35 protein-coding genes, 1 tRNA gene and 2 pseudogenes are annotated in these 24,086 nt (G+C 65.2%); 14 read left to right on the forward strand and 24 right to left on the reverse strand.

Annotated features, from left to right (window positions below; translation table 11 throughout):
• Nucleotides 1-117: 117 nt before the first annotated feature.
• From D571_RS0105465 to D571_RS14605, 9 genes are all read right to left on the reverse strand, one after another.
• The gene (locus D571_RS0105465) at nucleotides 118-597 is read right to left on the reverse strand and encodes a hypothetical protein (protein WP_018935670.1); all 480 of its coding nucleotides are present in this window, start codon (nucleotides 595-597) and stop codon (nucleotides 118-120) included.
• Nucleotides 594-872, reverse strand: coding sequence for a hypothetical protein (locus D571_RS0105470; RefSeq protein ID WP_024328863.1), 279 nt, complete (start codon nucleotides 870-872; stop codon nucleotides 594-596). The genes D571_RS0105465 and D571_RS0105470 overlap by 4 nt, the downstream gene beginning before the upstream one ends.
• Nucleotides 869-1,315 carry a hypothetical protein gene (locus D571_RS0105475; protein WP_018935672.1) on the reverse strand — a complete coding sequence of 149 codons (447 nt, stop codon included), beginning with the start codon at nucleotides 1,313-1,315 and terminating at the stop codon, nucleotides 869-871. The genes D571_RS0105470 and D571_RS0105475 overlap by 4 nt, the downstream gene beginning before the upstream one ends.
• Complete coding sequence (locus tag D571_RS0105480) at nucleotides 1,312-1,626, reverse strand: MarR family transcriptional regulator (RefSeq protein WP_018935673.1); 315 nt, start codon at nucleotides 1,624-1,626, stop codon at nucleotides 1,312-1,314. Before D571_RS0105480 ends, D571_RS0105475 begins: the two co-directional genes overlap by 4 nt.
• Nucleotides 1,626-2,387 (reverse strand): hypothetical protein, encoded by a 762-nt coding sequence (locus D571_RS13600; RefSeq protein WP_018935674.1) that lies wholly within the window; start codon nucleotides 2,385-2,387, stop codon nucleotides 1,626-1,628. The genes D571_RS0105480 and D571_RS13600 overlap by 1 nt, the downstream gene beginning before the upstream one ends.
• Nucleotides 2,384-3,193 carry a hypothetical protein gene (locus tag D571_RS14255; protein ID WP_024328864.1) on the reverse strand — a complete coding sequence of 270 codons (810 nt, stop codon included), beginning with the start codon at nucleotides 3,191-3,193 and terminating at the stop codon, nucleotides 2,384-2,386. Before D571_RS14255 ends, D571_RS13600 begins: the two co-directional genes overlap by 4 nt.
• On the reverse strand, nucleotides 3,165-3,575 hold the full coding sequence (locus D571_RS0105495; RefSeq protein WP_018935676.1) for a hypothetical protein: 411 nt from the start codon (nucleotides 3,573-3,575) through the stop codon (nucleotides 3,165-3,167). Before D571_RS0105495 ends, D571_RS14255 begins: the two co-directional genes overlap by 29 nt.
• Nucleotides 3,572-3,958, reverse strand: coding sequence for a hypothetical protein (locus D571_RS0105500; RefSeq protein ID WP_018935677.1), 387 nt, complete (start codon nucleotides 3,956-3,958; stop codon nucleotides 3,572-3,574). Before D571_RS0105500 ends, D571_RS0105495 begins: the two co-directional genes overlap by 4 nt.
• A 98-nt stretch (nucleotides 3,959-4,056) precedes the next feature.
• Nucleotides 4,057-4,314 (reverse strand): YdaS family helix-turn-helix protein, encoded by a 258-nt coding sequence (locus tag D571_RS14605; protein WP_018935678.1) that lies wholly within the window; start codon nucleotides 4,312-4,314, stop codon nucleotides 4,057-4,059.
• Between the two features lie 96 nt (nucleotides 4,315-4,410).
• Between D571_RS14605 and D571_RS14545 the strand changes: the two are divergent.
• Nucleotides 4,411-4,590, forward strand: a pseudogene (locus D571_RS14545) (helix-turn-helix transcriptional regulator); the annotation flags it as partial.
• 84 nt (nucleotides 4,591-4,674) lie between these two features.
• On the forward strand, nucleotides 4,675-5,337 hold the full coding sequence (locus D571_RS0105510) for a LexA family transcriptional regulator (protein ID WP_231363045.1): 663 nt from the start codon (nucleotides 4,675-4,677) through the stop codon (nucleotides 5,335-5,337).
• Between the two features lie 119 nt (nucleotides 5,338-5,456).
• On the opposite strand, the gene D571_RS0105515 is transcribed toward D571_RS0105510, so the two are convergent.
• From D571_RS0105515 to D571_RS0105525, 3 genes are all read right to left on the reverse strand, one after another.
• The gene (locus tag D571_RS0105515; protein WP_018935680.1) at nucleotides 5,457-6,035 is read right to left on the reverse strand and encodes a hypothetical protein; all 579 of its coding nucleotides are present in this window, start codon (nucleotides 6,033-6,035) and stop codon (nucleotides 5,457-5,459) included.
• 49 nt (nucleotides 6,036-6,084) lie between these two features.
• Nucleotides 6,085-6,963: a DNA-processing protein DprA gene (locus D571_RS0105520; protein WP_026287609.1), complete on the reverse strand. Its 879-nt coding sequence runs from the start codon at nucleotides 6,961-6,963 to the stop codon at nucleotides 6,085-6,087.
• A gap of 128 nt (nucleotides 6,964-7,091) precedes the next feature.
• The gene (locus D571_RS0105525) at nucleotides 7,092-7,310 is read right to left on the reverse strand and encodes a hypothetical protein (RefSeq protein ID WP_018935682.1); all 219 of its coding nucleotides are present in this window, start codon (nucleotides 7,308-7,310) and stop codon (nucleotides 7,092-7,094) included.
• A 164-nt stretch (nucleotides 7,311-7,474) separates the two neighbouring features.
• On the opposite strand from D571_RS0105525, the gene D571_RS0105530 reads away from it, so the two are divergent.
• From D571_RS0105530 to D571_RS0105585, 11 genes are all read left to right on the forward strand, one after another.
• Nucleotides 7,475-7,765: a hypothetical protein gene (locus D571_RS0105530; RefSeq protein ID WP_018935683.1), complete on the forward strand. Its 291-nt coding sequence runs from the start codon at nucleotides 7,475-7,477 to the stop codon at nucleotides 7,763-7,765.
• Nucleotides 7,766-7,882: 117 nt separating this feature from the next.
• Nucleotides 7,883-8,665, forward strand: coding sequence for an ERF family protein (locus tag D571_RS13615; protein WP_018935685.1), 783 nt, complete (start codon nucleotides 7,883-7,885; stop codon nucleotides 8,663-8,665).
• Complete coding sequence (locus tag D571_RS0105545; RefSeq protein ID WP_018935686.1) at nucleotides 8,662-9,321, forward strand: lambda exonuclease family protein; 660 nt, start codon at nucleotides 8,662-8,664, stop codon at nucleotides 9,319-9,321. Before D571_RS13615 ends, D571_RS0105545 begins: the two co-directional genes overlap by 4 nt.
• 16 nt (nucleotides 9,322-9,337) lie before the next feature.
• Nucleotides 9,338-10,348 (forward strand): DUF1351 domain-containing protein, encoded by a 1,011-nt coding sequence (locus D571_RS0105550; protein ID WP_018935687.1) that lies wholly within the window; start codon nucleotides 9,338-9,340, stop codon nucleotides 10,346-10,348.
• A 257-nt stretch (nucleotides 10,349-10,605) separates the two neighbouring features.
• Nucleotides 10,606-11,226 carry an HNH endonuclease signature motif containing protein gene (locus D571_RS0105555; protein ID WP_018935688.1) on the forward strand — a complete coding sequence of 207 codons (621 nt, stop codon included), beginning with the start codon at nucleotides 10,606-10,608 and terminating at the stop codon, nucleotides 11,224-11,226.
• The gene (locus D571_RS0105560) at nucleotides 11,223-11,480 is read left to right on the forward strand and encodes a hypothetical protein (protein ID WP_018935689.1); all 258 of its coding nucleotides are present in this window, start codon (nucleotides 11,223-11,225) and stop codon (nucleotides 11,478-11,480) included. The genes D571_RS0105555 and D571_RS0105560 overlap by 4 nt, the downstream gene beginning before the upstream one ends.
• The gene (locus D571_RS0105565; protein ID WP_018935690.1) at nucleotides 11,473-11,679 is read left to right on the forward strand and encodes a hypothetical protein; all 207 of its coding nucleotides are present in this window, start codon (nucleotides 11,473-11,475) and stop codon (nucleotides 11,677-11,679) included. The genes D571_RS0105560 and D571_RS0105565 overlap by 8 nt, the downstream gene beginning before the upstream one ends.
• A complete protein-coding gene (locus D571_RS0105570) occupies nucleotides 11,679-11,861 on the forward strand; it encodes a carbon storage regulator (protein WP_024328866.1) in 183 nt (60 codons plus the stop codon). The genes D571_RS0105565 and D571_RS0105570 overlap by 1 nt, the downstream gene beginning before the upstream one ends.
• On the forward strand, nucleotides 11,861-12,370 hold the full coding sequence (gene ssb / locus D571_RS0105575) for a single-stranded DNA-binding protein (RefSeq protein WP_018935692.1): 510 nt from the start codon (nucleotides 11,861-11,863) through the stop codon (nucleotides 12,368-12,370). Before D571_RS0105570 ends, ssb begins: the two co-directional genes overlap by 1 nt.
• Nucleotides 12,371-12,449: 79 nt before the next feature.
• Nucleotides 12,450-12,650, forward strand: a complete 201-nt coding sequence (locus D571_RS0105580; protein WP_018935693.1) for a hypothetical protein — start codon at nucleotides 12,450-12,452, stop codon at nucleotides 12,648-12,650.
• Nucleotides 12,647-13,780, forward strand: a complete 1,134-nt coding sequence (locus D571_RS0105585; protein ID WP_026287610.1) for a phage integrase Arm DNA-binding domain-containing protein — start codon at nucleotides 12,647-12,649, stop codon at nucleotides 13,778-13,780. Before D571_RS0105580 ends, D571_RS0105585 begins: the two co-directional genes overlap by 4 nt.
• 97 nt (nucleotides 13,781-13,877) lie before the next feature.
• On the opposite strand, the gene D571_RS0105590 is transcribed toward D571_RS0105585, so the two are convergent.
• The 12 genes and pseudogenes from D571_RS0105590 to D571_RS0105640 all read right to left on the reverse strand — a co-directional run bounded on the left by D571_RS0105590 (nucleotide 13,878) and on the right by D571_RS0105640 (nucleotide 22,983).
• Nucleotides 13,878-13,954: transfer RNA gene (locus D571_RS0105590), tRNA-Pro, on the reverse strand.
• 66 nt (nucleotides 13,955-14,020) lie between these two features.
• Nucleotides 14,021-14,377 carry a MerR family transcriptional regulator gene (locus tag D571_RS0105595; RefSeq protein WP_018935695.1) on the reverse strand — a complete coding sequence of 119 codons (357 nt, stop codon included), beginning with the start codon at nucleotides 14,375-14,377 and terminating at the stop codon, nucleotides 14,021-14,023.
• Nucleotides 14,361-14,660, reverse strand: a complete 300-nt coding sequence (locus D571_RS0105600; RefSeq protein ID WP_026287611.1) for an integration host factor subunit alpha — start codon at nucleotides 14,658-14,660, stop codon at nucleotides 14,361-14,363. Before D571_RS0105600 ends, D571_RS0105595 begins: the two co-directional genes overlap by 17 nt.
• 3 nt (nucleotides 14,661-14,663) lie before the next feature.
• Nucleotides 14,664-17,027 (reverse strand): phenylalanine--tRNA ligase subunit beta, encoded by a 2,364-nt coding sequence (gene pheT, locus D571_RS0105605; protein ID WP_018935697.1) that lies wholly within the window; start codon nucleotides 17,025-17,027, stop codon nucleotides 14,664-14,666.
• Nucleotides 17,027-18,055, reverse strand: a complete 1,029-nt coding sequence (pheS, locus tag D571_RS0105610; RefSeq protein ID WP_026287612.1) for a phenylalanine--tRNA ligase subunit alpha — start codon at nucleotides 18,053-18,055, stop codon at nucleotides 17,027-17,029. The genes pheT and pheS overlap by 1 nt, the downstream gene beginning before the upstream one ends.
• 134 nt (nucleotides 18,056-18,189) lie before the next feature.
• Nucleotides 18,190-18,549, reverse strand: coding sequence for a 50S ribosomal protein L20 (rplT, locus tag D571_RS0105615; RefSeq protein WP_018935699.1), 360 nt, complete (start codon nucleotides 18,547-18,549; stop codon nucleotides 18,190-18,192).
• 20 nt (nucleotides 18,550-18,569) lie between these two features.
• Nucleotides 18,570-18,770, reverse strand: a complete 201-nt coding sequence (rpmI, locus tag D571_RS0105620; protein WP_018935700.1) for a 50S ribosomal protein L35 — start codon at nucleotides 18,768-18,770, stop codon at nucleotides 18,570-18,572.
• 105 nt (nucleotides 18,771-18,875) lie between these two features.
• Nucleotides 18,876-19,394: a translation initiation factor IF-3 gene (infC, locus tag D571_RS0105625; protein ID WP_083916872.1), complete on the reverse strand. Its 519-nt coding sequence runs from the start codon at nucleotides 19,392-19,394 to the stop codon at nucleotides 18,876-18,878.
• Nucleotides 19,395-19,409: 15 nt separating this feature from the next.
• Complete coding sequence (thrS, locus tag D571_RS0105630) at nucleotides 19,410-21,332, reverse strand: threonine--tRNA ligase (RefSeq protein ID WP_018935702.1); 1,923 nt, start codon at nucleotides 21,330-21,332, stop codon at nucleotides 19,410-19,412.
• Between the two features lie 143 nt (nucleotides 21,333-21,475).
• Nucleotides 21,476-21,910: an OmpA family protein gene (locus D571_RS13620; protein ID WP_018935703.1), complete on the reverse strand. Its 435-nt coding sequence runs from the start codon at nucleotides 21,908-21,910 to the stop codon at nucleotides 21,476-21,478.
• Nucleotides 21,911-22,070: 160 nt separating this feature from the next.
• Nucleotides 22,071-22,175: pseudogene (locus tag D571_RS14610) on the reverse strand (flagellar motor protein MotB); the annotation flags it as partial.
• Nucleotides 22,176-22,185: 10 nt separating this feature from the next.
• Nucleotides 22,186-22,983 (reverse strand): motility protein A, encoded by a 798-nt coding sequence (locus D571_RS0105640; protein WP_018935705.1) that lies wholly within the window; start codon nucleotides 22,981-22,983, stop codon nucleotides 22,186-22,188.
• A gap of 104 nt (nucleotides 22,984-23,087) precedes the next feature.
• Between D571_RS0105640 and D571_RS0105645 the strand changes: the two genes are divergently transcribed.
• Nucleotides 23,088-24,083: a serine/threonine protein kinase gene (locus D571_RS0105645; protein WP_018935706.1), complete on the forward strand. Its 996-nt coding sequence runs from the start codon at nucleotides 23,088-23,090 to the stop codon at nucleotides 24,081-24,083.
• Nucleotides 24,084-24,086: the final 3 nt, after the last annotated feature.

Raw genomic sequence — 24,086 nt, forward strand, 5'->3', positions numbered from 1 at the left:
CCGCACGCGCCACATCCGCCAGAAGGACCCTCATGTCCGCCCATCCCAGTAAGTACGGATAGCCATCGGCTCCAGCAGGCCACCATCCCCCGCGCGACCTTGTTGCGGCGCTCGTCCTCAGACACACCGCTCGACTCCATACCGGCCGATCAGCAGCGCGTCCGCCAGGGCCTGCCCCTTCGCCTTCTGGTCCAGATCCCGGACGCCGGGGTACAGCTGGACCGCTCGCGACCGGGCCGAGTCCTTGTTGCTGCCGGTCAGGCCGGCATGCCGCTTCCATACCTGCGGCGTCACGAGCGTTACCGGCAGACCAGCGGCGGCGATCACACCCTCGACCAGACCCGCGGAGTGCCCGAAGCTGAACGCGGCATGCGGCGACTCGCCCGGCCGGGCCCCAACGCGCTCGACGAACACATGCGCGATCCGGCCGCTGTACTCCGCCAGCCATGCGCCCACCGCCGCGCCGCTCACCCGGCTGCGTTTTCCGGTCTTGGTGGTCGGCATCAGCAGGTGCTCGACGTACTCGCTTTGCGTGTCCAGCAGCGCCAGGCACCCGGTCGCGCCGGGGTCGATACCGAGGTACAGCTTGTCCGTCATCGCTTCATCACCCTCTCGATCGTCAGCGCCAGCAGGTCCAGTTCCTCGAGCTTCGCCATGCGCAGCAGCGCCCGGTCGCCATGCACGCCCATCGGGCCGCGGTGGCACTCAGGGCACAGGGCCGCGGTCAGGTAGTCGCTGGCCCGCTGGCTTGCGCCCTGCCCCTCGCGGAGGTGGTGGACCTCGGCCGGCACCCCGGGCATACCCAGGCACTCGCACAGCACGCACGGCACCTCGGACACGCGGCCCATGTATTCGCGGCTCGGCTTGCTCACCACCCTTCCTCCGGCACCGTGATCTCGATCTCCATCTGGTAGCACCAGGCCATGTACCGCTCCATCGCCTCCGTGATCTCCGGCTTCGTGGCCTCGCTGGTGCGCTTGTTTCGGCTCAGGATCTCGCCGGTTTCCGGGTCCACCAGCTCGGTGCCCTGCGGCGGCATGAACCGCGGGATGAAGATCACCTCGTGAACGTCCTCCTTGGCCCATCGGCGGCTGGTGCGGATGCTCAGTTCAGCGGCGACCTCTCCGTGCCACATCCACAGCGTCTTGCGCTGCGGGTCGGTGCGCGGCGGCTGCCACTCGCGGATGATCACCTCCTGGGGCCGGCCGTCCGCCTTCGTGCGCTTGGCCGCCTCGCGCAGGGCATCCACCGCCATCTGCGCCCGCGGGTATCCGCGTTCGGCATCCCCGGCGGGCAAGAGAAAACGGCCGCTCACTCCACCTCCTTTGGCCACCAGGTCACGCCGGTCCGATGGGTCATCACGTCGCGGCGGGATGGACCGCGCTCCACGAGGCCGGCTGTCTCTGCGTCCGGCAGTCGGCGTGCGATCATGTAGCGGTCGAGGCCCATGCTCTCCGCGGTGCGCGTGCGGGACAGCTCCGAGCTGGTGAGCCCGGGGTGGCAGCGCAGGAGATCCACGGTCGCGAGCATCTGCTGGTGACGCTTGCCGCTGGCCGTGATCTCGCGCTCGGCCACCGCGCTGGTGCCGGGGTCGGTCGGCCGGCTTGCCGGGGTTTCGATTCGCATCACGCTCCCTCCGCTCTTCTCGCTGCCGCACGGGCCGCCTCACGGCGCCTGCGCACTTCCTGGGTTTCCTCGATCTTTCCGCTGTGGTCGCTTTCCCCCAAGAGCTCCTTGATACCTCGCAAACGTTTCTGGGCGTCTTCCACGCTCGTCGGCTCCCCAACGCCACCAGTCAGAAGACCGGCCACTTCATCGGCCATGCCCTCTTCGGGTGGCGGCAGCAGGTTCTTCGCCTGGTCGTGCGTAATCAGGCCTCGCTCTTCGGCATGCGTAATGGCGTCCCGCCGGAGATCCGGGTCATGTCCGGCCGACACCCGGACCCGGGGGCTGCGCCCCTCCTCAAGGGCCGCGCGCACCTCACGCCGGTAGGCTTCGCGGAAAGCCATGCGAGCCCCCACCTCGTCGCCTGCCTCAGCAATCGGCCGTGCAATGCCCCAAGCCGCGGCGATCTCGTCGTTCCAGATCACAGTGTCGTTCTCGTCCATCGCCCGCAGCGCCGTGGACCAGGCCTCGTCGGACTCAGGCCACTGGCTGGCCTGGCGGGATTCGATGTGCGCGATCACGTCGGCAGGCTTCGGCGCCCAGCGGCCACGGTCGGGGTCTTGAAGGTGCGCTTGCAGACCAGCCCGCACCTCCTCAATAGGGTGCTTCTCGAGGGTGGCCCACCACATGCGTAGCGCCCCGTCCGATACCGTCTTGTCGTAGAACTCCATGGTGTGGCGAACGATGTCGCCGAACAGCTTGGCGTCGGTATTCGGGTTCATTCCGCCCTTCCTTTCGCCCACTGGACGAACGAATCAACAGCCTCCTGGTTGCTGGCGACTTTCGGTTGACCCTGCGGCCCATCGCGCTGGATCTCGTCCTGCCATCGCTCCTGGTTGAGGTAGGTCAGCGGGTTCGGAATGAATCCCTGGCGCCACCCGGAATCTGTTCCGGCTCGAAGCTGGACGTCGGCAATGATCTCGTCGGCTCGTCCATCCAGCCGCTTGCGCGTCCATGCTTCCTTGGCTGGCTTCTTGCCCTTCTTCTTCGGGTACTGCTGCCAGAATTCCTCGAAGCGATCCGAGGTCGAATGAACAAGCCGCGGTTCGCCAGAACCGCTCGCGCCTTGCGCGCCTGTTCCCTGTTCCTTTTCCCCTGTTCCCTTTCCCTTTCCCCTTCCCTTTCCTGTATCACCCCGGGAATCACCGCCGTATTCGCCGGGAATACTTGGCTTTTCCTCATGCGTATCTGCTTGATCTGGGGCCGGATATTGACCATCCGCTGTGGCTTCTTTTCCCTGTATCCGCTGGTGCTTGGTGAAACCGGGGATATGGCCGTAGCTTTTCCCGTCGACGCGGTACAAAATCACGTACCCACACCCCTCCAGTTCCTCGAGAAGCGACGGGATATTCACCTCTGATTCCCAGGGGAACGCATGGGCATGGATCTGCATCGGGATTGCTCTGAACACGCCGTTCTTGTCGCACAGCTGAAGAAGAGCGATTGCCAGCAGGCGGGCATGCGGTGAACATGCGGCCAAATCTTCGTCCTGCCAGAACTCAGGCTTGATTGTTCGAATTCGAGCCATCTGATATCCTTATGTCCGTGTAGTTGATGAGCCCCGGCACTTGGCCCGCCAGCCAGCCGGGGCTTTTTTGTGGTCTCCACCCGGAGAAAGGCCGGAGGTTGGACCCCGGCAACCGGCGGAGGAAGTCAGCAGGCTGTTGACCCGGCCTGCCAGCGGGGATTCGGGTCCGGATGCGCTGCGCCATGTCGGCGCGCATCACAGGGTGCTGCTCTTCCAGCCATCGCCGGATCTCGACCTCCGACCAGGTGGCCGCAGTGTCCGCCAGCCGATCCCGCGCACGGTCCTCGGCCTCTGCCGCGCGCTGGATCGGCGTGCAAATCATCAGTGGGATGCCCTCGGCGGGCAGGTGATCTTCCAGGGGAATCTCGGGGTTCCAGCTCATGCATCACCTCCTTGCAGGCGCTCCATCCGTTTGACGACCTGCTCCATGGCCTTGGCCGCGGCGATGTATTCGCGCTGCAATTCGCTCTGCTGTTCTTCCGGCGTTACCGGCTTCGGCTCCGCGTACCCCGCGGATTCGGCCAGGTGAGCCATTGCGGTATGCACGCCAGCGCGCGAGCCCGCCTGCAGCAGCCACACCAGCTCGCCGAGCGAAAGTTTCTCGGCGCGCTCCGTATCCAGGCAGTGGTTTAGGTGCCGAGCGCCATCCGTGATGGACTTGCCCGGCCACAGATCGGACGCCACCCTCTTCGGGCCGCCGAGCGCCATCACTACAGTGCGCAGTGCCTCTTCCAGGCTGTCGTGCCACAGGTCCTCTTGTTTCATGGTTTCCCCCTCGGTCCGTCTTGGTGGTATGGCGTGGGAAAGCCCTCCGGTGCCACAAAAAAAGCGCACCCAAGCAGGAGCGCTTCGTCATGCGCCATTCAGGCCGACTCCTTCGCACGAACGCCGCCATCGCGCTCTACGGGGGAGAAGATGTCGGGCCGCAACTCCTCGGCCCGAACCCCCGTAAGAGCCTCCAGTTCACGACAGCGCTTCGCCGGTACACGTCCGGTTTGGATCCACTCCCACACGGACGGCTGAGACACGCCCATCCGTTTGGCGAGATGGACCTGCGTCGGAGGATCGAGTGACTTCAACGCCCGACGCAGCGCCGCTCGAGTATCGGTATTTCCACTCATACGGCGAATAATATCGTCTAAACCTATATCTCGCAACACCGGAAGACCGGCGTGGCCTATGTGACCTGATTAGGGTCTACCTATACACTTGCCGTGATGAGTACAGAAATCGGACATCGGATACGTAACGCGCGGGCGCGCGCGGGGCTGAGCCAGGTTGAGCTGGCCCGGAAGATGGGCGTCAGCCAAGCTACGGTTGCCGGCTGGGAAACCGGCAAACACACCCCGCGCTGGCCAAAGGTCGACGGTATATCTCGCATCCTTGGCGTCACCCCCAGCGATCTGATAGGGGGCGGTGGAGGTAGCAAGAGAGTCCCGAACCGAGACATCGACGGTGTAACGAGTCGGGAGAAGGAGGCATTGCGGGCATTTCTGGAGCAGTTCAACCCAAATGAGGATGCCTACCTGCAGATCGTCCAACTTGTCGACCAGATAGGGGTATCTTCAAGCCAGCAAACAGCGCTGGACCATCCAGATCATGTTGAAGACATCCTGGACGAGTACTACCCAGGATGGCGGGACGGGGAATACAGCCAATGCACCCTAGGTGCGGCCGAATCCCAGGCCGCACTGTCGGCGATCCCGACGGTGCAAAACGCGCGGTGTATCCCTGTGATCGACTACGTAGAAGCTGGCTCCCCGCGCGAGATCGTAGACGCCTACGAGTGCGGCGACGGCCACCGGCACGAGTGGCTCGATCCGGCATCGGCCGAGGCCCTAGGCCCGCACACCTTCGCCCTGGAGATCCGCGGCCGGTCCATGGAACCCGACTTCCGCGAGAGCGAGATCATCATCGTGGACCCGGATGCACCGGTGCGCCCCGGCGACATTGTGGTGGCGAGGGTCAATGGCGACGCTGAGGCCACCGTCAAGAAATACCGAGACCGCGGCCGGGACAGCCAGGGGCACCCGGTCTATGAATTGGTGCCCCTGAATCCGGACTACGCGACCATCACCATCGACTCCGGCAACCCGGGCTCGCTGATTGGCCCGGTCGTCCAGCACAAGAGGAACCTCCGATGACCAGCTGTCAGGGTTCCCCCTTCCACAGCTGGACCTTCCGAAGAATGCCTCCCTTATGAAGCTCGCCTATGGAACTGTGTAGGGAGTTATTCCGGCTCTGGTACTTGCCGTCGTTTGCGCTAAAACGGCTCGTCGTCTTCAGGCCATATCCGCCGGGAAATGAACAGGCCAACGATACGAGCCTGAGGGAAATGCTCTTGCAGGACATGCTGCATCGCTTTGAAGTGAGTGCCCGCAGTCAGCACGTCATCGACGACAGCAATACGGGTTGGCGGAGGGTCGGCCTGGTCGTGGTCGATGCGGTAAGCACTCACCAACTCGTCGACTGTAGGCCTTTGGGCGGGGCCCCGTAAATGGGCGGGGGCGAACGAGCGGTCCTGAACCACTAGCTTGCGGCGGTCAATATCGCCGACGGACTCCAGAACCCACCACATGCGGTCGTCATAGTCTGGGTCCGATGGGTTTTTGGATGGCGGGACCGGGACGAACGTACCGTCCTGAAGCCACTTTTTCGGCATGCTCTCGCGAAGCATCCTTCCGGCTTTCTGGATAGCTCTGCGTTTGTACTTCCACTCAGCGGTCCCCCGCTTCTCCGGTCCTTTTTTTAGGTTGAAGATCAGTTGGTTAGTGTCGCTGTAGCTGTAACTTTCTCCTGACGCGTACTCGCGGAGGTAGTAGCACTCATCGTCATCGCTCAACCGGGCGTGTTCACCCCGTGTAAGCTGATCGATCCGGCTGAAACGTTGGTTACCCAAGGTGGTCCAAAATGTCTTCGAACGTTCTGACCCGGACCGCTCCCTTTCTCTCGAACCGGGACGGCCAGCTTATCTGGCTGTTTTGAAAGCAACTGTCGAGGATAAAGAGCTTGCGACCTTGCGCTAGGGCCGCACGGGCCTGGGTTAGCGTTCCTGACGTGTCGCTTGCTTCCACGATGACGGTCGCCTCGGTCAGGGCGGACATCGTCACATTGCGCTCCGGGAAGAAAAAGCGATTCTGCTTCGGTCCCTGACGCTCATAACGCAGCACAGGAACTTGGCTAATCACTAGAAAATCCCTAGCCAGTTGACTCTGTAACTCCTTGTTTTCTTTCGGATAGTTGTGGCTCAACGGCGTCCCGATGACAGCGACGGTGTTCCCGCCAGCATCGATCGCCGCCTTGTGCGCCTCGGAATCGATGCCCGCCGCAAGCCCGGATACGACCGTGTAACGGCTCTCGACCAGCTTCTTGGCTAACTTGCGCGCGCGCGCACGGCCTTCATCACTGGGTTTGCGAGCACCAACCACTGCTACCGACGGAAGCTCTGTCAGGTCCCACCGGCCCTGGTAGTAGAGAAGTTCGACGGGATGGCTCGCATCGCGCAACTTCTGTGGGTACTCCCCAGCTTGGTGCACACGAACCCCGAACGACCGCACGCCGGCACGCCAAAGAACTTGCTGAACCTCGTTTGCCCGACGCTCAGCTTCCTCCCTGGAAACCAATTCAGAGGGAAGCGCACCAGGGTTAGACCGAAACAGATCAGCAACTTTCTTGAAGGTGTTCACGCCATCTTTCAGCCACAGAGCCTCGTACGCCCCCATCTCCAACCATGGGGAGACGGCGGGGAAGTCAGCTGTCTCGGCTTCCAAGGGTAGCTGCATGAATTGCGGTCCACCAACGTGAATCGTTCGGGATAGTTTACCACGCCTATGCAGGCAACCATGCCCGGCCATCACTGGGGACGGAGATATCGGAATGGCCAGGCTGGCACTGCCTCTTACTCCCCCATCGTGGCCTCGCACCGTCGCTCCAGGGCCATCATCTCAAGCTCATTCCCGCCCGCGTAGTGCTCCAGCACGCACTCATCGACCGTGCTGTAGCTGCCGGCGCGGTCCTCCCAAACCGCGCCAGCCGCCATCCCCGCCAGAAACGCCCCGCTAACCGCAATCAGCATCGCCCCAAGCGTGACCGTCGTGGGTCGCCGTTCTTCACTCATGCCGGTTCCTCTCTGAAGTTGCCCTGAATCGTAGCCGCCGAGTTACCTGAGGACTAACCTCGTTTCCGCAATATCAGGGAGTATCGGCACAACCATTTTCTCCTGTTGACGTAGGGTATCGGTTTTTCCTATTATCGCCTTTACCGATACGAAAGGGGACGGTCATGTACGACAAGCCCACGCAGACCAACATCCAGCGCGTCGCAGACGAGGTCGACGCCGACCCCGAGGTGGTCGCGGCGGTGGCTGAAGGCTGCGGTCGCGCCCTGACACGCAGTTTCGGCAGCCAGGAAGTCGCGGCGGAATTCCTGAACTCCGGTGCCGAGTGGGCGGTGACGATCGCCCTGCGCGATCACATGGACACCGTTCAACGCATGGCCAACCGGGCACAGCGCGATCCGCTGCAGTTCTCGTGTCTCGTGCTGGACGTGCTGCGGGACGAGGCTCCGGCATGAGCTCGCTGGAGACAGCCTTCGTCGCCCTCGCCTACGTGGCACCGGTGTTCGGCATGTTTGCCGTCCTCGCAGGCCTGGCGGATGTCTTCGAAGCAATCACCAACCGGAGGTCCTGACGTGACCAGCCACCATGCAGCAGCCGACGTTGCCACCATCGAACAGGATCAGCCACCGGTGTCCTCGCCGATGCTGGCCTTGGCCGAAAAGGCCGTCCAGTCCGGCCAGGCCGACCAGCTGGAACGCCTGATGGACATGCACGAACGTTGGGAGACCAACGAAGCCCGCAAGGCGTTCGACCGCGCCATGGCAGCGTTCAAGGCCGACCCGCCTCGGATCGAGAAGAATGCCGAGGTGGACTTCACCAGCAACAAGGGCCGCACCCACTACCGGCACGCCACCCTGGACCACGTTTCCAACGTGATCAGCCAGGCCATGGCCCCGCACGGGCTCTCCTTCCGCTGGACCACGGAACAGGAAGGCAACCAGGTCAAGGTGACCTGCATCGTAGCGCACGAGAAAGGTCACCAGGAGCGCGTGACGCTGGCGGGCCAGCCGGACAACAGCGGGAACAAGAACGGCCTCCAGCAGGTGGGCAGCACGATCACCTACCTGCAGCGGTACACCCTGCTCGCGGCCACCGGCCTCGCCGCCAGTGACCAGGACGACGACGGCGGCGACGCAGGAACTCCGGTCGAGAAGATCAGCGACGAACAGCTGAGCCAGATCGAGGACATGCTGGAGGCCACGGGATCGGACATCGACCGGTTCAAGGACTGGGCCTTCGCCGGCATTCCGAACGGCCGGAGTATCCCCCTCTCCGATCTGCGCGCCGATCAGTTTCCGCGCGCGATGGAAATGCTGAAGCACAAGCAGAGCCAGAAGAACGGGGCCTCGCAATGATCGAGATCCACCGCGACATCGAACAGGGCACTGAGGAGTGGCTGCGCGTGCGCGCTGGGATCCCCACAGCCTCGCAGTTCGGCGAGCTGATCGACCGCGGGCAAGGGAAAACCCGGCGCACCTACATGCTCAAGCTCGCCGGCGAGATCCTGACCGGCGAGCCCATGCCCGGGTTCAGCAACCAGCACACACGGCGCGGCCACGAACAGGAAGACGAGGCGCGCGAGACCTACGGGTTCATTCGCGAGGTAGACGTGGAGCAGGTCGGGTTCATCCGTAACGGAGACAAGGGAGGCTCGCCGGATGGCCTGGTGGGCATTGATGGCGGATGCGAGGTCAAGACCAAGCTCCCTCACCTTCACCTGGAGGTGCTGCTGGCGGAGGAAGTGCCTGCCGAGCACATGCCCCAGATCGACGGCCTGATCTGGGTCGCGGAGCGGGAGTGGTGGGACTTCATCAGTTACTGCCGCGGCCTGCCGCCGTTCATCAAGCGCGTGTACCGGGACGAGAAGCGCATCCGGAAGATCTCGCGCGCCATTGACCAGTTCAACCAGGAGCTGGCGGACATCGTCGAGAAGGTCCGGCGCGGCAGCGAACCGATGCACGCCCCAGACACCATCCCGGCCCAAGAACCCGATCTCGACACGATCTTCTGATCGCACGGAGTAACCCATGGAAATGCAGAACCTGATCCGCATCGAAACCCAGCCGGCCGTGCTCGACCTGAACTTCGAGCAGCTGGAGAAGGCGCTGGACGAACGCCTGGCGCAGTACGAAACCGTCGTCACCGAGGACGGCGTGAAGGACGCCAAGGCCGCCGCCACGGAGATCAACAAGCTCAAGGGCGAGCTGGCGAGCCGTCGCAAGGCCGCGGCCGACGAAGCCAAAGCCCCAATCGCCGCCTTCGAGAAGCAGATCAAGACCCTCGAATCGAAGTGCGAGGACGCGCGCCAGGGGATCCTGGGACAGGTGCAGAAGTACGAGGACCAGGTGAGAGAAGAAGCCCGCGAAATGCTGAGCGCGTTGCGGGCCGATGGCTGGGACGAGCTGGAGGTCGAGGATCACCACCAGCGCGCCGAGATCGAGGACCTGGTGAAGGTCACTGCCGTCACTGCCAAGGGGAACCTGGCCAAAGGCCCGCGCGAGACCCTGGAGGCCCGGGTGCGCGAGGACAAGGCCCGGCAGGACAAGGTGCGCATGCGCCTTCTCGAGCTGGAGAACGCCAGCTACCGAGCCGGGCTGTCCGCGCCCCTCACGCAGGGCCACGTTCACCGGGTGCTGGAATCCGACGACGCGACCTACTCGGCCGAGCTGCAGCGCATCCTCGAGGCCGAGCTGCAGCGTGAGCAGGTGGCCCGCCAGCGCGAACAGGAACGCCAGGAGCGCCAGGCGGCCGCCGCCGAAGCGACCCGGGCGAACCGGCCGGATGCGAGCCCCATCAACTCCGAGCCGCAGCAGCACACTGCTCCGATGGACACGACGGAACAGCACACCCCGGACCCGCCCCCGCGGGAATCCTCCCCCGGAAAGCACGCGGTGACCGTGGTCGGCACCTTCGAGACCGAAGTCCCGCCCGGGGTCAGCGACGAACAACTCGAGTCGGCCCTGCGCAAGAAGATGGAGTCCGCGGGGATTACCAGCCTGACGCGGATCGAGATCCATCGACACCAGGCCGCCGCCTGATTCCATCACCGGCCGGAGGCCATGCCCTGCCCCTGCCAGGGTCCGGCCGGTAACGCAGGGCGCCCGCGGGCGGTGCGCAACACCCGCAGCGGAGACGAGGCCTCTTGCCTCGGGCGAAGCCGTAGGGCCCACGAGACGGGCCGTTTCCCGCGGCATGCGGGGTGTGGTCTCACGCTGATCTTCTAACCAAGGTCGTCTGGGAAAGTCGAGACCGCACCACCGGATGGCGCGAAGAGCCACAAGACGAGGAGCCAGGCATGGCGAAGTGGACAGAAGACGAAGACAAGGTGCTGCGGGGCCTGTACCCGGGCCGATCTAACCAGCACATCGCGTGGGTGCTGGGGCGGTCCGAATCGTCAGTGAGCAACCGCGCCGTAACTCTGGGGCTGAGCAAGTCGCCGGAATACCTGGCGTCCGGCCCCGGGCAGTTCCGCCCTGGGCAGACGAGCTGGAACAAGGGCAAGCGTCACAAAGCCGGCGGCCGCTCGGCAGAGACGCGGTTCAAGCCCGGACGCGCACCCAGCGAGTCCCCGAACTACAAGCCCATCGGCAGCACCCGCGTCACCCGAGACGGGATACTCGAGCGCAAGGTGACCGACTCACGCGACATCGTGCCGGCGCGCCGCTGGGTCCCGGTCGCACGGCTGGTCTGGGAAGAAGCGCATGGCCCGGTGCCCGAGGGTCACGCGGTCGTGTTCCGCCAGGGCATGCACACCACCGTCGAGTCCGATATCACCCCGGACCGCCTGGAATGCATCCCCCGCTCCGAGCTGATGCGCCGCAACAGCTTCCTGACCCGCTACCCGAAGGAGATCGCGGACGTGATCCGCCTCCGCGGTGCCCTGAAACGCCAGATCAACCGGAGGGAATCCGCATGAGCACCGACAAGATCGACGACCTGCGCACGCACCTGTTCGACACCCTGCGCGACCTGCGCGCCGGGAACATGGACATCGACAAGGCGAAGACCATCTGCGAGGTCAGCAAGCAGATCACCGAGACGGCCAAGGTCGAGGTCGACTACCTGCGCGCGACCGAGCAGACCCAGGGCACGGGGTTCATCCCGGACGACCGTCGGATGCCGGGTGGCGGCGGGAAGATGCGCATGATCAACGGAGGCAGCGATGAATAACCCGTTCGCCCGATACGACGAGACCCTGGGCCGCGAGATCCAGACGGTGGACACCGACAGCCGCCGGCAGATGGTGGACCGCTTCACCTTGGAGGAATGCCGGGATGCGCTGGAGGTGCCGGGGCTGCAAAAGACGGTCCGGGCTCGCGTGGAATCGCGGGTCCGGAAGCTGGAGAAGCAACTGAGGGAGACGAGCTGATGTTGGTATTAACCAGGAAGGTAGGTGAGCGGCTGATGGTTGGCGAGGACATCGCCGTGGAGGTGCTGGACGTGAACGGGTCGCAGGCCCGGATCGGCGTCACGGCCCCGGAGGACATGCGGATCGACCGCGAGGAAGTGCGTCGCCAACGCGACCAGGAACAGAAGCAGGAGACGGACTGATGGCTCGCGGAGTCAACAAGGCGGTCATTCTCGGCAACCTCGGTGCCGACCCCGAAAAGCGCGAAACGCCCGGCGGGGCGACCGTCACCAACTTCCGCGTGGCCACCACGGAGCAGTGGACCGACAAGCAGAGCGGGGAGCGGCGCGAAAACACCGAATGGCACCGGGTCGTGATGTTCGGTCGTCTGGCCGACATCGCCGCGCAGTCTCTGTCCAAGGGCTCCCAGGTGTACATCGAGGGCCGGATCCAGACCCGCAAGTGGCAGGGGCAGGACGGTCAGGATCGCTATACCACCGAGATCGTCGCCAGTGACATGCAGCTGGTCGGTGGACGCGGCGGCGGTGGCGCCGGCGGTGCCGCTGCTGCCGGTGCCGGCTACGGCGGCGGTTACGACCCGGGCCCCGGTGGCGACGGCTTCGGTGGCGGTTCGTCCTCCCCGTCGTCCGGTCCGGGTGGCTCCTTCGATGACGATGACGTCCCGTTCTCGCCGCTTCGGGGGATCTGGTGATGGGTGTCGCGGAGCTGAAGAACGGGCAGACCGAGCACGCATACCTCAGTGGCGAAATGCCGGCACCAAGGGGTGACGTATGAAGCTGATCACCGTCGATCAATTCCGCCAGCGGTATTTCGACCAGGAAAGCCAGCCCCAGCGGCGCACCGTACGCTCTTGGATCGATGCTGGCGAAGTGCCTGGCAAGATCGTGGGCAAGCTGTACTACGTCGACGAGGACGCCTGGCTGGCCGGTACTCATGACGCCTTGGTCGAGCGGGTGCTGCAGTCCGCATGAGCCCTCGCCCGCGAAAGAAAGGAAGGCGCGACCTGCCGCCGAACCTGTATACCACGGTCAGCCGGGGGCGGACGTACTACGTCTATGAGCACCCGCAGACCCGAAAGCGGCACGGCATGGGCGTGGACAAGGCCAAAGCGATACAGGCGGCCAAGATCCTCAACTCGCGCCTGATGCCTACAGGCAGGGAAGCCGAGACGATGGCCGCGGCCGTGCTGGCCGGGCCTGACCAGATCGGCACCGTACTCGAGCGTTTTGCAGCCACATTGCCCGACCGGCGAAACAGCCAGGGCAACCCTATGGCCGCGAAGACGATCCACGACTACACGAACATGCTGCGCGAGGCGGCCGGGCAGTTCGGCCACCTGGACGCGCACGAAGTCACGCGCCGGCACATCGCCGAACACCTGAACCAGTACCCGCCCCGGTCCAGCAACTCGCGCAGGAACGTGCTGCGGCAGGCATTCGCGTGGATGGTCGCGGAGGGCCTGCGGGACGACAACCCGGTCGAGGGGACGGCGACGAAGACCGAGGTGGTCCAGCGCCAGCGCCTGACCCTGGACGAATGGCGCGCCATTCGCGATGCCGGGGAGCCATGGTTCCGCAACGCGCTGGATCTGGCGCTGCAGACCTGCCAGCGCCGGGGTGACCTTGTCGTGATGCGCTTCGACCATATCGAGGACGGCCACCTGCTGGTGCGGCAGCAGAAAATCGCGGGCAAAGAGGCGGGCAATATCCGCATTGCGATCGGGCCCGAACTACAAAGGGTAATCGATGCATGCCGTGATGACGTGCTCTCCCCTTTCCTGATCCACCGACGGCCGACCAGGAACCGGCGCGACCACCAGAAGCGAAAGGAACACTGGACACAGCTGGTGCCCGAACGCCTGAGCCGAGAGTTCGCCCGGGTACGGGATCGACTGGGCATCCGGTCAGAACTCCCCAGCAGGGCCCGGCCGTCCCTGCACGAAGTGCGCGCCCTGGGCGCAGACCTGTACCGGCAAGCCGGGTGGTCCGAGGACGCCGTGCAGCGGCTTCTAGGTCACTCCAGCCAGGCCATGACCAAGGTCTACCTGAGCCGTCACCGGGAGACCTGGGTGGATGCGGAGGCCGGTCTGGATGTCGGATGACGGCCTTCGTTTCGCAAACGAATCGCAAACGAATTCCCAACACACCCGGGCACAAAAAAGGGCCGGCGCGTAACTCGCTGACCGGCCCCTAGAAATTTGGTCGGGACGGCAGGATTTGAACCTGCGACCCTCTGCACCCCATGCAGATGCGCTACCAGACTGCGCTACGCCCCGAACGCCGCATATGGTAATCGACCACGACCCTGCGCGAAAGGCCCCCGCAGCCCTCGGGGGCCGGTTTCAGGTGCGCAGGACCTTGAGTACCGATTCCAGCTCCTGGATCGTATCCTGGATGATCTGCTGCGCCTGCTGGTGATCCTCGCGCGCCTCGTCACCGGAGAGTTTCTGACGCGCCCCGTTGATCGTGTAGCCCTCCTCGTACAGCAGGGCCCGGATCTGGCGGATCAGGATCACGTCCTGGCGCTGGTAATAACGCCGGTTGCCACGGCGCTTCACCGGTTCCAGCATCGGGAATTCCTGTTCCCAGTAGCGCAGCACGTGCGGCTTGACCTGGCACAGCTCCGCGACCTCGCCGATGGTGAAGTAGCGCTTGCCGGGGATCGCCGGCAGCTCCTGGTGATTACTCGCTTCCAGCATAGCTCTCAACCCGCTCGCGCAGCTTCTGTCCCGGCCGGAAGGTGACCACCCGTCGGGCGGACACCGGGATCTCCTCGCCAGTCTTGGGATTGCGGCCCGGGCGCTGATTCTTGTCGCGCAACACGAAATTGCCGAAACCCGAGAGTTTGACGCCCTCGCCGTTCTCCAGCGACTGACGCATCTCCTCGAAGAACATTTCGACGAATTCCTTGGCCTCGCGCTTGTTCAGGCCGAGTTCCTCGTTCAGCGTGGCGGCCAGATCCGCCTTGGTCACAGCTGCCATCGATCAGTGCCTCAGGGTCGCGTTGAACCGGGACTCGAGCTGCGCGACCACCGCATCGGTCACGCCGGCCACGTCGGATTCATCAAGCGTGCGTTCAAATGCCTGTAAAATCAAGCCCAGAGCAAGACTCTTCTCGCCCGGGTTCAGCCCCTTGCCGCGGTACACGTCGAACAGCCGCACCTCGCGCAGCAGTGGCAGATCCAGCGCCTCGATCGCAGCCAGCAGGTCCCCCGCCGGAACCTCCTCCGCCACCACCAGGGCCAGATCGCGCCGGATCGACGGATACGCGGACAGCGGCCGGAACTGCGGCACCGGGTCGTGACACACCGCGCGCGCGTCCAGATCGAACAGGAACACCGCCCCCAGGTCGAATCGCTCGGCCAGCGCCGGATGCAGCCGCCCGACCCAGCCGATCGGGTCTTCCCCGGCCAGCACCCGTGCCGACTGGCCATCGTGCAGTGCCGGGTGACGCTCCGCGCGCAGGCGCAGGGGCGCATCCAGGCCGGTGCACAGCATCTCCACCTCGCCGCTGGCGTCGAAGAAGTCCAGTTCACGCGCCTCGCCTTCCCAGTGTTCGGGCACCGCTCGGCCCGTCATGAGCCCGGCCAGACGCGGCTCCTGGCGCAGGCCGGAGGCGTCGGGCACGAAACGCAGGCCGTGTTCGAACAGCCGCAGATCGTTCTGCTGGCGTGCGGTGTTCCACGCGGCGGTGGTCACCAGTCCCGGCCACAGCCCGGGGCGCATCACGCTCATGTCCGAGGCGATGGGGTTGGCCAGCGCCAGCGGCTCGACCTCGGGATAGAAGCCGCGCGATACCTCGCGGTCAATGAAACTGAAGCTGATGACCTCATGGAACCCGCGCCGGGTCAGACCCTCGCGCAGGGCCTTCAGGCCGCTGTCCGGGGGCACCGGCGCCACCGGACGGGGCAGCGTGCGCGGAAGCCGGTCGTAGCCATGCACCCGCGCCAGTTCCTCGATCAGGTCTTCCTCGCGCTCCAGGTCGAAGCGTGCCCGCGGGGCAAACACCCGCCATTCGCCTTCGTCCCCTGACTCGACCACGCAGTCCAGCGCACGCAGGATACGCTCCACCACACCCGCCTCCAGGGCCACCCCCAGCAGCCGCTGGATGCGGGTGGCGCGCAGCGTGATCGCCCCCTCGCGTTGCACGGACGGGATCTCGCCGGCGGTGACCACCGGCCCGCAGGCGCCGCCGCAGATCGACACCAGCAAGGCACTGGCGCGCTCCATCGCCTGTGGAACCAGGGTCGGGTCCACGCCCCGCTCGAAACGGTGCGAAGCATCGGTGTGCAGGCCATGCTCGCGCGCCCGCCCGGCGAGCGCACGCGGCGCGAAATGCGCGCATTCCAGCACCACGCGGGTGGTCTCCGCGTCCACTGCCGAACTGGCGCCGCCCATAATCCCGGCCAGCGCCAGCGGCTGCTCCGCATCGGCAATCACCAGGTCCGCGGGAGAGAGCTTCACGGTCTGCTCGCCGCCCAGCAGGGTCAGGGTCTCCCCCTCGCCCCCACGACGCACGCGGATGGTGTCGCCGCAGCGATCCGCATCGAAGGCGTGCAGCGGTTGCCCCAGCTCCAGCATCACGTAGTTGGTGACGTCCACGATCGCCGAGATCGGGCGCACCCCGGCGCGCCGCAACCGCTCCGACATCCACAATGGCGTGGTCGCGCCGGCATCCAGGCCCTCCAGCACCCGCGCGGAATAGACCGGACAGGCCTGCTCGTCCTCCACCTGCACCTGTACGCGGCGATCCAGTTCCGGCGTCACGGCCGCGATGTCGCCCGCATGCAGCGGGCGATCCAGCAGCGCGGAACACTCCCGTGCGATCCCGCGCATGCCAAGGCAGTCCGCGCGGTTGGGCGTCAGGTCCACATCCAGCACATGATCGTCCAGCCCCATCGCCGTGCGCAGGTCCGCACCGGGTTCCAGATCGGCCGGAAGGTCCAGCAGACCCTCGGCGTCCTCGGCCAGGCCCAGTTCGCGGGCCGAACAGAGCATCCCCTCGGAGGCCACGCCGCGCAGCTTCGAGCGCTTGATGCGGAACTCGCCCGGCAGCTCCGCCCCGACCACCGCGACCGGCGCCACCATGCCCGCGTAGACATTCGGCGCGCCACACACGATGTTCAACGGTTCGTTCTCGCCCGCCTCCACCTGGCACACCCGCAGGCGGTCGGCGTCCGGGTGGGGCTCCACGGTGAGCACGCGGCCGACCCGCACGCCATGGAACGCCGGGGCCGCCGGTTCGATGGCGTCCAGCTCCAGCCCGGCCATGGTCAGCCGGTGTCCAAGATCCTGCGGGGTCTCGTCGATCTGCAGCCAGTCCTGCAGCCATTCGATACTGATGCGCATTAGCCTGCCTGCCCGAATTGCCCGATGAAGCGGATGTCGTTGTCGAAGAAGAGCCGGAGGTCATTGACGCCGTGGCGCAACATCGCCATGCGTTCCACGCCCAACCCGAACGCGAACCCGGTGTACGCCTCCGGATCGATCCCGACATGGCCCAGCACGTTGGGATGCACCATCCCGCAGCCCATCACCTCCAGCCAGCCGGTGTGCTTGCACACCCGGCAGCCGTCACCGCCGCAATGCACACACTGAATGTCCACCTCGGCCGAGGGCTCGGTGAACGGGAAATACGACGGCCGGAAGCGGGTCGCCAGATCATCACGTTCGAAGAAGCCGCGCAGGAACGCGTCCAGGATCCCGCGCAGATCGGCAAAGGTGATGTCCTCGTCCACGCACAGTCCCTCGATCTGATGGAACATCGGGCTGTGGGTCAGATCCGAATCGCAACGGTAGACCCGCCCCGGCGCAATCGCCCGTAACGGTGGCTTCTGCTGCTCCATCGCGCGGATCTGCACTGGCGAGGTATGGGTCCGCAGCACGCGGTGGGCATCGAAGTAGAACGTGTCGTGCATCGCACGCGCGGGGTGATGCGCCGGGATGTTCAGGGCCTCGAAGTTATGGGTGTCGTCCTCAACCTCGGGGCCTTCCGCCACGCGGAACCCCAGCCCGGCAAAGAAATGCTCGATGCGCTCGATGGTCGAAGTGATGGGATGCAGAGCCCCGGCCGCAGGCCGGCGCCCCGGCAGGGTCACGTCCACCCGTTCCCGCGCCAGCTGCGCCTCGCGCTCGGCCTCGGCCAGCGCCGTCCTGCGCGCCTCGATCGCCTCCGCCACGCGTTCCTTGGCCGCGTTCACCGCCTGGCCCGCGGCCGGACGTTCCTCCGCCGGCAGCCGGCCCAGTTCCTTGAGCTGGGCGGTCAGCACGCCCTTCTTGCCCAGATAATGCACCCGGACGTCATCCAGCGCCTTCAGGTCCGTGGCGGCTTCGACCCGCGCCAGCGCCTCGTCGGTCAGCTCCTGCAATTGCTCCACGTACTGCCCCCTTTGCAAACAAAAAAGGGAGGGCCTGAACCCTCCCCTTTCGGGATTCCCGCATGATCCGGGGTTGCCGGCCGCGCCGGCCCTCCACAGCGGAGGGCCGGGACCGGCGGTGATCCTGCGGGATCTCAGGCCGCCTGGGCGGCTTTCGCCTGTTCAGCCAGCTTGCCGAAAGCGGGCAGGTCGTGCACCGCCAGATCGGCCAGCGACTTGCGGTCGATCTCGATGCCGGCCTTCTTCAGCCCGCTCATGAAGCGGCTGTAGGACAGGTCGAATTGCCGCGCGGCGGCGTTGATGCGGACGATCCACAGCGAGCGAAAGTCGCGCTTCTTCTGGCGACGGTCACGATAGGCATACTGGCCGGCCTTGATGACGGCCTGGTTGGCAACGCGATAGACGTTCTTGCGTGCCCCGTAATACCCCTTCGCCTGCTTGAGGACCTTCTTGTGACGGGCGTGAGCGGTTACACCGCGCTTGACTCGTGGCATGTCTCGATTCCTCGGTCAGTTCAACGACGGTAGGGCAGCATCTTGCGCACGGCGGCCGTATCGGCATCGTGCACCATCGCTGGGCTGCGCAGGTGACGCTTACGCTTGGTGGCCTTCTTGGTCAGGATGTGGCTGCGGTGCGACTGAAACCGCTTGTACTTTCCCGACCCCGTACGGGTGAAGCGCTTGGCCGCACCCCGATTGGTCTTGATCTTCGGCATTTTCTTCTCCGGCATTTCGGACCGGTTCCCCGCGGGGCCGGTCGTTTGTGAACAGGGCGATCAGGTATGCGGAAACCTGCCACCCCTTGCTGGATGGCGACCCGATTACTTCTTGCGGGCCGACATCACCATGATCATCTGGCGTCCTTCCATCTTGGGGCGCTGTTCCACCACCGCGATGTCGGACACGTCCTGTTCGATCTTGTCCAGCAGCTCGTTCCCCAGTTCCTGGTGGCGCATCTCGCGACCGCGGAAGCGGATGGTGACCTTGGCCTTGTCACCGTTCTCGAGGAAGCGCCGCAGGTTGCGCAGCTTGACGTTGTAGTCGCCCTCGTCCGTCCCGGGACGGAACTTCACTTCCTTGATCTGGATCTGCTTCTGCTTCTTCTTGGCTTCCTGTGCCTTCTTCGACTGCTCGAACTTGTACTTGCCGTAGTCCATGATCCGGCAGACCGGTGGCTCGGCGTTCGGCGAGATCTCCACCAGGTCCAGCCCGGACTCCTGGGCCAGTTCGAGGGCCTCGGGGGTTCCGAAGATGCCCCGGTTCTCGCCTTCGGCGTCGATCAGCCGAATCTTCGGCGTCGTAATCTGATCGTTCAGGCGAACGGTTTTCGCTGCGCTAATGGCCTTTTCTCCAGTTCAGGTTCCGGTGCCCCGGCTGGCGACCTCTTTCCCGAGGCGTTCGCTCAGATCGTCCAGGGACATGGAACCGAGGTCCTCCCCGTCACGGGTACGAACCGCGACCTTGCCCTCTTCCATCTCCCGGTCTCCGAGCACCAGCAGGTACGGCACGCGCTTGAGCGTGTGCTCGCGGATCTTAAAGCCGATCTTCTCGTTTCTCAAGTCGGGCTCGACCCGGAAGCCCTGTTCGCGCAGGCGCCGCGCCACGTCCCGGGCATAGTCGTCCTGGCGTTCGGTAATGGTCAGGACCGAGGCCTGAATCGGCGCCAGCCAGGTCGGGAAGTGCCCGGCGTAGTGCTCGATCAGCACGCCGAAGAAGCGTTCCACCGACCCCAGCAGGGCGCGATGGATCATGATCGGGCGGCGCCGCTCGTTGTCCTCGGCGACGTACTCCATGTCGAAACGCTCGGGCAGGTTGAAGTCGAGCTGGATGGTCGAGCACTGCCACTGGCGGCCGATCGCGTCGTGGATCTTGATGTCGATTTTGGGGCCGTAAAAGGCACCACCGCCCTCGTCCAGGCTGTATTCCAGCCCCTTTTTCTCGATCGCACCGCGCAGGGCACGGGTCGCGTGGTCCCAGATCTCGTCCGAACCCACCGCGTCATCCGGCCGGGTCGACAGATTCACGTCGAAATCCTCGAAGCCGAAGGTGCGCAGGGTCTCCAGGGTGAGATCGATGACGCCCATGACCTCGTCCTCGATCTGGTCCTCGCGGCAGAAGATGTGGGCGTCGTCCTGGGTGAAGCCGCGCACGCGCATCAGACCATGCAGGGCCCCGGACATCTCGCGGCGGTAGACCGTCCCCATTTCGCCCCAGCGGATCGGCAGATCGCGATAGGAATGCAGCCGATCCTTGTACATCAACACATGGAACGGGCAGTTCATCGGCTTGAGCTGGAACGCCTGGTGCTCGTCCTGCATCGGCTCGTACATCGAGTCGGCATAGAACTCGGCGTGACCGGAGGTGTGCCACAGTTCCAGGTTGGCGATATGCGGCGACACGACGAAGTCGTAGCCGGCCTTCTCGTGCATCTCGTACCAGAAATTCTCGATCTCGCGGCGAATGCGCGCACCCTTCGGGTGCCAGAACACCAGGCCGCCGCCAGCCTCATCCTGGATCGAAAAAAGGTCCAGCTCTGCGCCGATCTTGCGATGGTCGCGCCGCTCCGCCTCCTTCAGCCGATGGAGGTGTTCTTCCAGCTGCTGCTTGTTCGGCCAAGCGGTCCCGTAGATGCGCTGCAGCATCTCGTTGTCGGAATCACCGCGCCAGTACGCCCCGGCCACGCTGGTCAGCTTGAATGCCTTCAGCTTCCCGGTGGACGGGATATGCGGGCCGCGGCACAGATCGACGAAATCACCCTGACGGTACAGCGAGATGGTCTCGCCCTGCGGGATGCTGGCGATGATCTCGGCCTTGTATTCCTCGCCCATCTCACGGAAATAGTCCACCGCGTCGTCGCGGTCCATGGTCGAGCGTTCCACCGGCAGATCCTGCTTCGCCAGCTCCTTCATCCGCTTCTCGATCTTTTCCAGATCTTCCGGCGTGAAGCCGCGATCGTAGGCGAAATCGTAATAGAAGCCGTTCTCGATGGTCGGCCCGATGGTCACCTGGGCCTCGGGGAACAGCTCCTTGACCGCCTGCGCCATCAGATGCGCGGTGGAGTGACGGATGATCTCCACGCCCTCGGGGTCCCGGTCGGTGACGATCGCCACCTCGGCGTCGTCCTCGATCGTGTGGCGGACGTCCACCAGCTCGCCGTTGACCTTGCCGGCGAGCGCGGCCTTGGCCAGACCACTGCCGATGTCCTTCGCCACGTCCATGATGGTGACCGGCTGCTCGTACTCGCGGCGGCTGCCGTCGGGGAGGGATACTGCTGGCATTGCGAAACTCCTTCGCCGACCCATACGCGGGGTCGAACGTCGCGGATTCAGAAAGATGAAGGGGATCGGAAAACCGATATGCGAAGGTTATCACGATGCGCCCTCGCCCCGACAGCAAACCCGCGCCGGGCGCGGGGCCGCCCTTACTCGTCACCGTCCGGCATGTCCTCCGGCCCCACGGGCGGATCGGGCTCGGACAGGTCCTCCCCCGGAGGAATATCGTCCTCCAGCGGCACGGGGGCTTCGTCAGCCTCGCCGTTGATGGGACTGCTGGAGGCATCGGCCGGATCGGGGTCGTCGTCCTCCATCAACAGCACGTCCACGCGGCGGTTGCGGGCGCGGCTCTCGGCATCCACGTTGGGACGCAGCGGGCGCGTGTCCGCATGCCCGGTGGCACGCATGCGCGCCGGCTCCACGCCGGTATCCTCCATCACGTGCACTACCGAGACCGCCCGAGCGGTGGACAGATCCCAGTTGGAACGGAAACGCTCGCTGCGGATCGGCAGGTCGTCGGTATGCCCGGCGATCACGATCTGGCCCGGGGTCTCCGCCAGCACCTCGGCCACGCGCTCCAGCACCGGAACGAAGTCCGCGTCCAGGTCCTTCTCGCCCAGCTCGAAGGCCGCCTGCTCCTCGAAGCATGGCCGGGGCTTCCTCCTCGACCTCGGTGGAGCCCAGCACCTCGCGCAGCGACTCGGCCATCTGCTCGTATTTCTCGGCATCGATGGTCGAGAAGGAGTAGAGCATCACGAAGAACACCACCAGCACCGCCATCAGATCGGCAAAGGTGGTCATCCAGCGCGGGGCGCCGCCCTCCCCCTTCTTGTTCCTGCGCACGGCCATGTCCGGGGCCTCAGGAACCCTGGCTCTGGGCCTGCGTCTGCTGCTCCAGCTCCTCGGCGGCCTTCTCGCGCTGCTTGCTTGGCAGGTAGGGCAGCAACATCTCCTCGATCATGCGCGAGTTGAAGCCCTGGTGGATGCAGTCGACCGCATCCACGATCAGGCTCCGGGTGATGTGTTCGGAGCGCGCCCGCATCTCCAGATTGTCCGCGATCGGCAGGGCCACAAGCTGCGCGAAGATCGCGCCGTAAAGCGTTGTAAGCAGAGCTACCGCCATGCCGGGCCCTACCGCTTCGGGACTCTCCAGGTTGCCCAGCATCTGCACCAGACCCACCAGCGTGCCGATCATGCCGAAGGCCGGCGCCTGTTCGCCGATCGAGCGGAACACCTTCTGCCCGGTCTCGTGGCGCTCCAGCGACAGCTCCAGGTCCTCGCGCAGCACGTGCTGGATACGCTCCGGCTCGAAGCCGTCCACTGACAGCTGCAGGGCCTTGGCGTAGAAGTCGTTGGGCGTCGCCTCGTCTTCCAGTGCCAGCAGGCCCTTCTTGCGGGCGACCTGCGCCAGCTCCTTGGTCCGCTCGATCAGCGCGCGCGGATCGTCCTCCTGGTAATAGAGGGTCTTGGCCGCCACGCGCATCGAGCTCATCACGTTCCGGAACGGAAACTTGATGAACGTGGCGGCCATGGTGCCGCCGAACACGATCAGCACCGCCGGCAGATGCCAGAAATCGGCGGCCTGACCACTGAGGATGATGGCGCCGAAGATGACGACCAGCCCCATCACCACGCCAAAGAGGGTTGCCTTGTCCAAATGGGACCCCGTACGCAAAACGACCTGGGTTGCTAGCGCCCCATCCTAATATAAGCGCCCCCTGCACGCCCGCCCCGGGCGTCCCGGCGTGTCACAATGCCCGCATGCAAACGCATCCCTACGACGCCCTGACCCCGGACTGCATCCTTGATGCGGTGGAAACCACCGGCCTGCGCTGCGACGGGCGGCTGCTGGAACTCAATTCCTTCGAGAACCGGGTCTATCAGATCGGCACCGAGGGAGACGACGGCCGTTCGATCCCGGTAATCGGCAAGTTCTACCGTCCCGGGCGCTGGAGCGATGCCGCCATCCGCGAGGAACATGCCTTCGCCCGCGAGCTGACTGAGGCCGAGATCCCGCTGGTAGCGCCGCTCGCGGATGAGCACGGCGAGACCCTGCACCGGCACGCAGGCTTCCGCTTTGCAATCTGGCCGCGGCGTGGCGGCCGCAGCCCCGATCTCGAACAGCCCGAGGTGCTGGAACGCATTGGCCAGTTCATCGCCCGCATCCACCAGGTCGGGGCGGCCCATGTATTTCGTCACCGCGAGGTCATGGATCTCGTCGGGATGGCCGCCGCGGCACGCGAAGACGTGCTCGCCAGCGAACGGCTGCCGCCGGAGCTTGCGGCCGTCTACAGCGGCCTGGCCGATGACATCCGCGGGCGTCTGGAAGATTTCCAGGCACTGCTGCGCGAGGTTCCGGCGATCCGGCTGCACGGTGACACCCATCGCGGCAACCTGCTGTGGACCGATGCCGGTCCGCATTTCGTCGACCTCGACGATGCCCGCACCGGCCCGGCGATCCAGGACCTGTGGATGTTCCTGTCCGGCGATCCGTCCGCGATGACCGCGCAGCTGCTGGACCTGCTCGAGGGTTACGAGAGCTTCCGCCCGTTCGACCGGCGCGAACTGGCCCTGATCGCACCACTGCGCACCGTGCGCATCCTGCGCCATGCAGCCTGGCTCGCAAGGCGCGCAGACGATCCGGCCTTCGTCCAGGGCTTCCCGGTTTTCTACACCCCGCGCTTCTGGGAGGAGCACATCCTCGCCCTGCGCGAACAGCGCGCGGCACTGGACGAACCCCCGCTGGCCCTGCCCTGAGCC

The organism is Thioalkalivibrio sp. ALJ24, from assembly GCF_000377785.1.
In the GTDB taxonomy this organism is placed as follows: domain Bacteria; phylum Pseudomonadota; class Gammaproteobacteria; order Ectothiorhodospirales; family Ectothiorhodospiraceae; genus Thioalkalivibrio.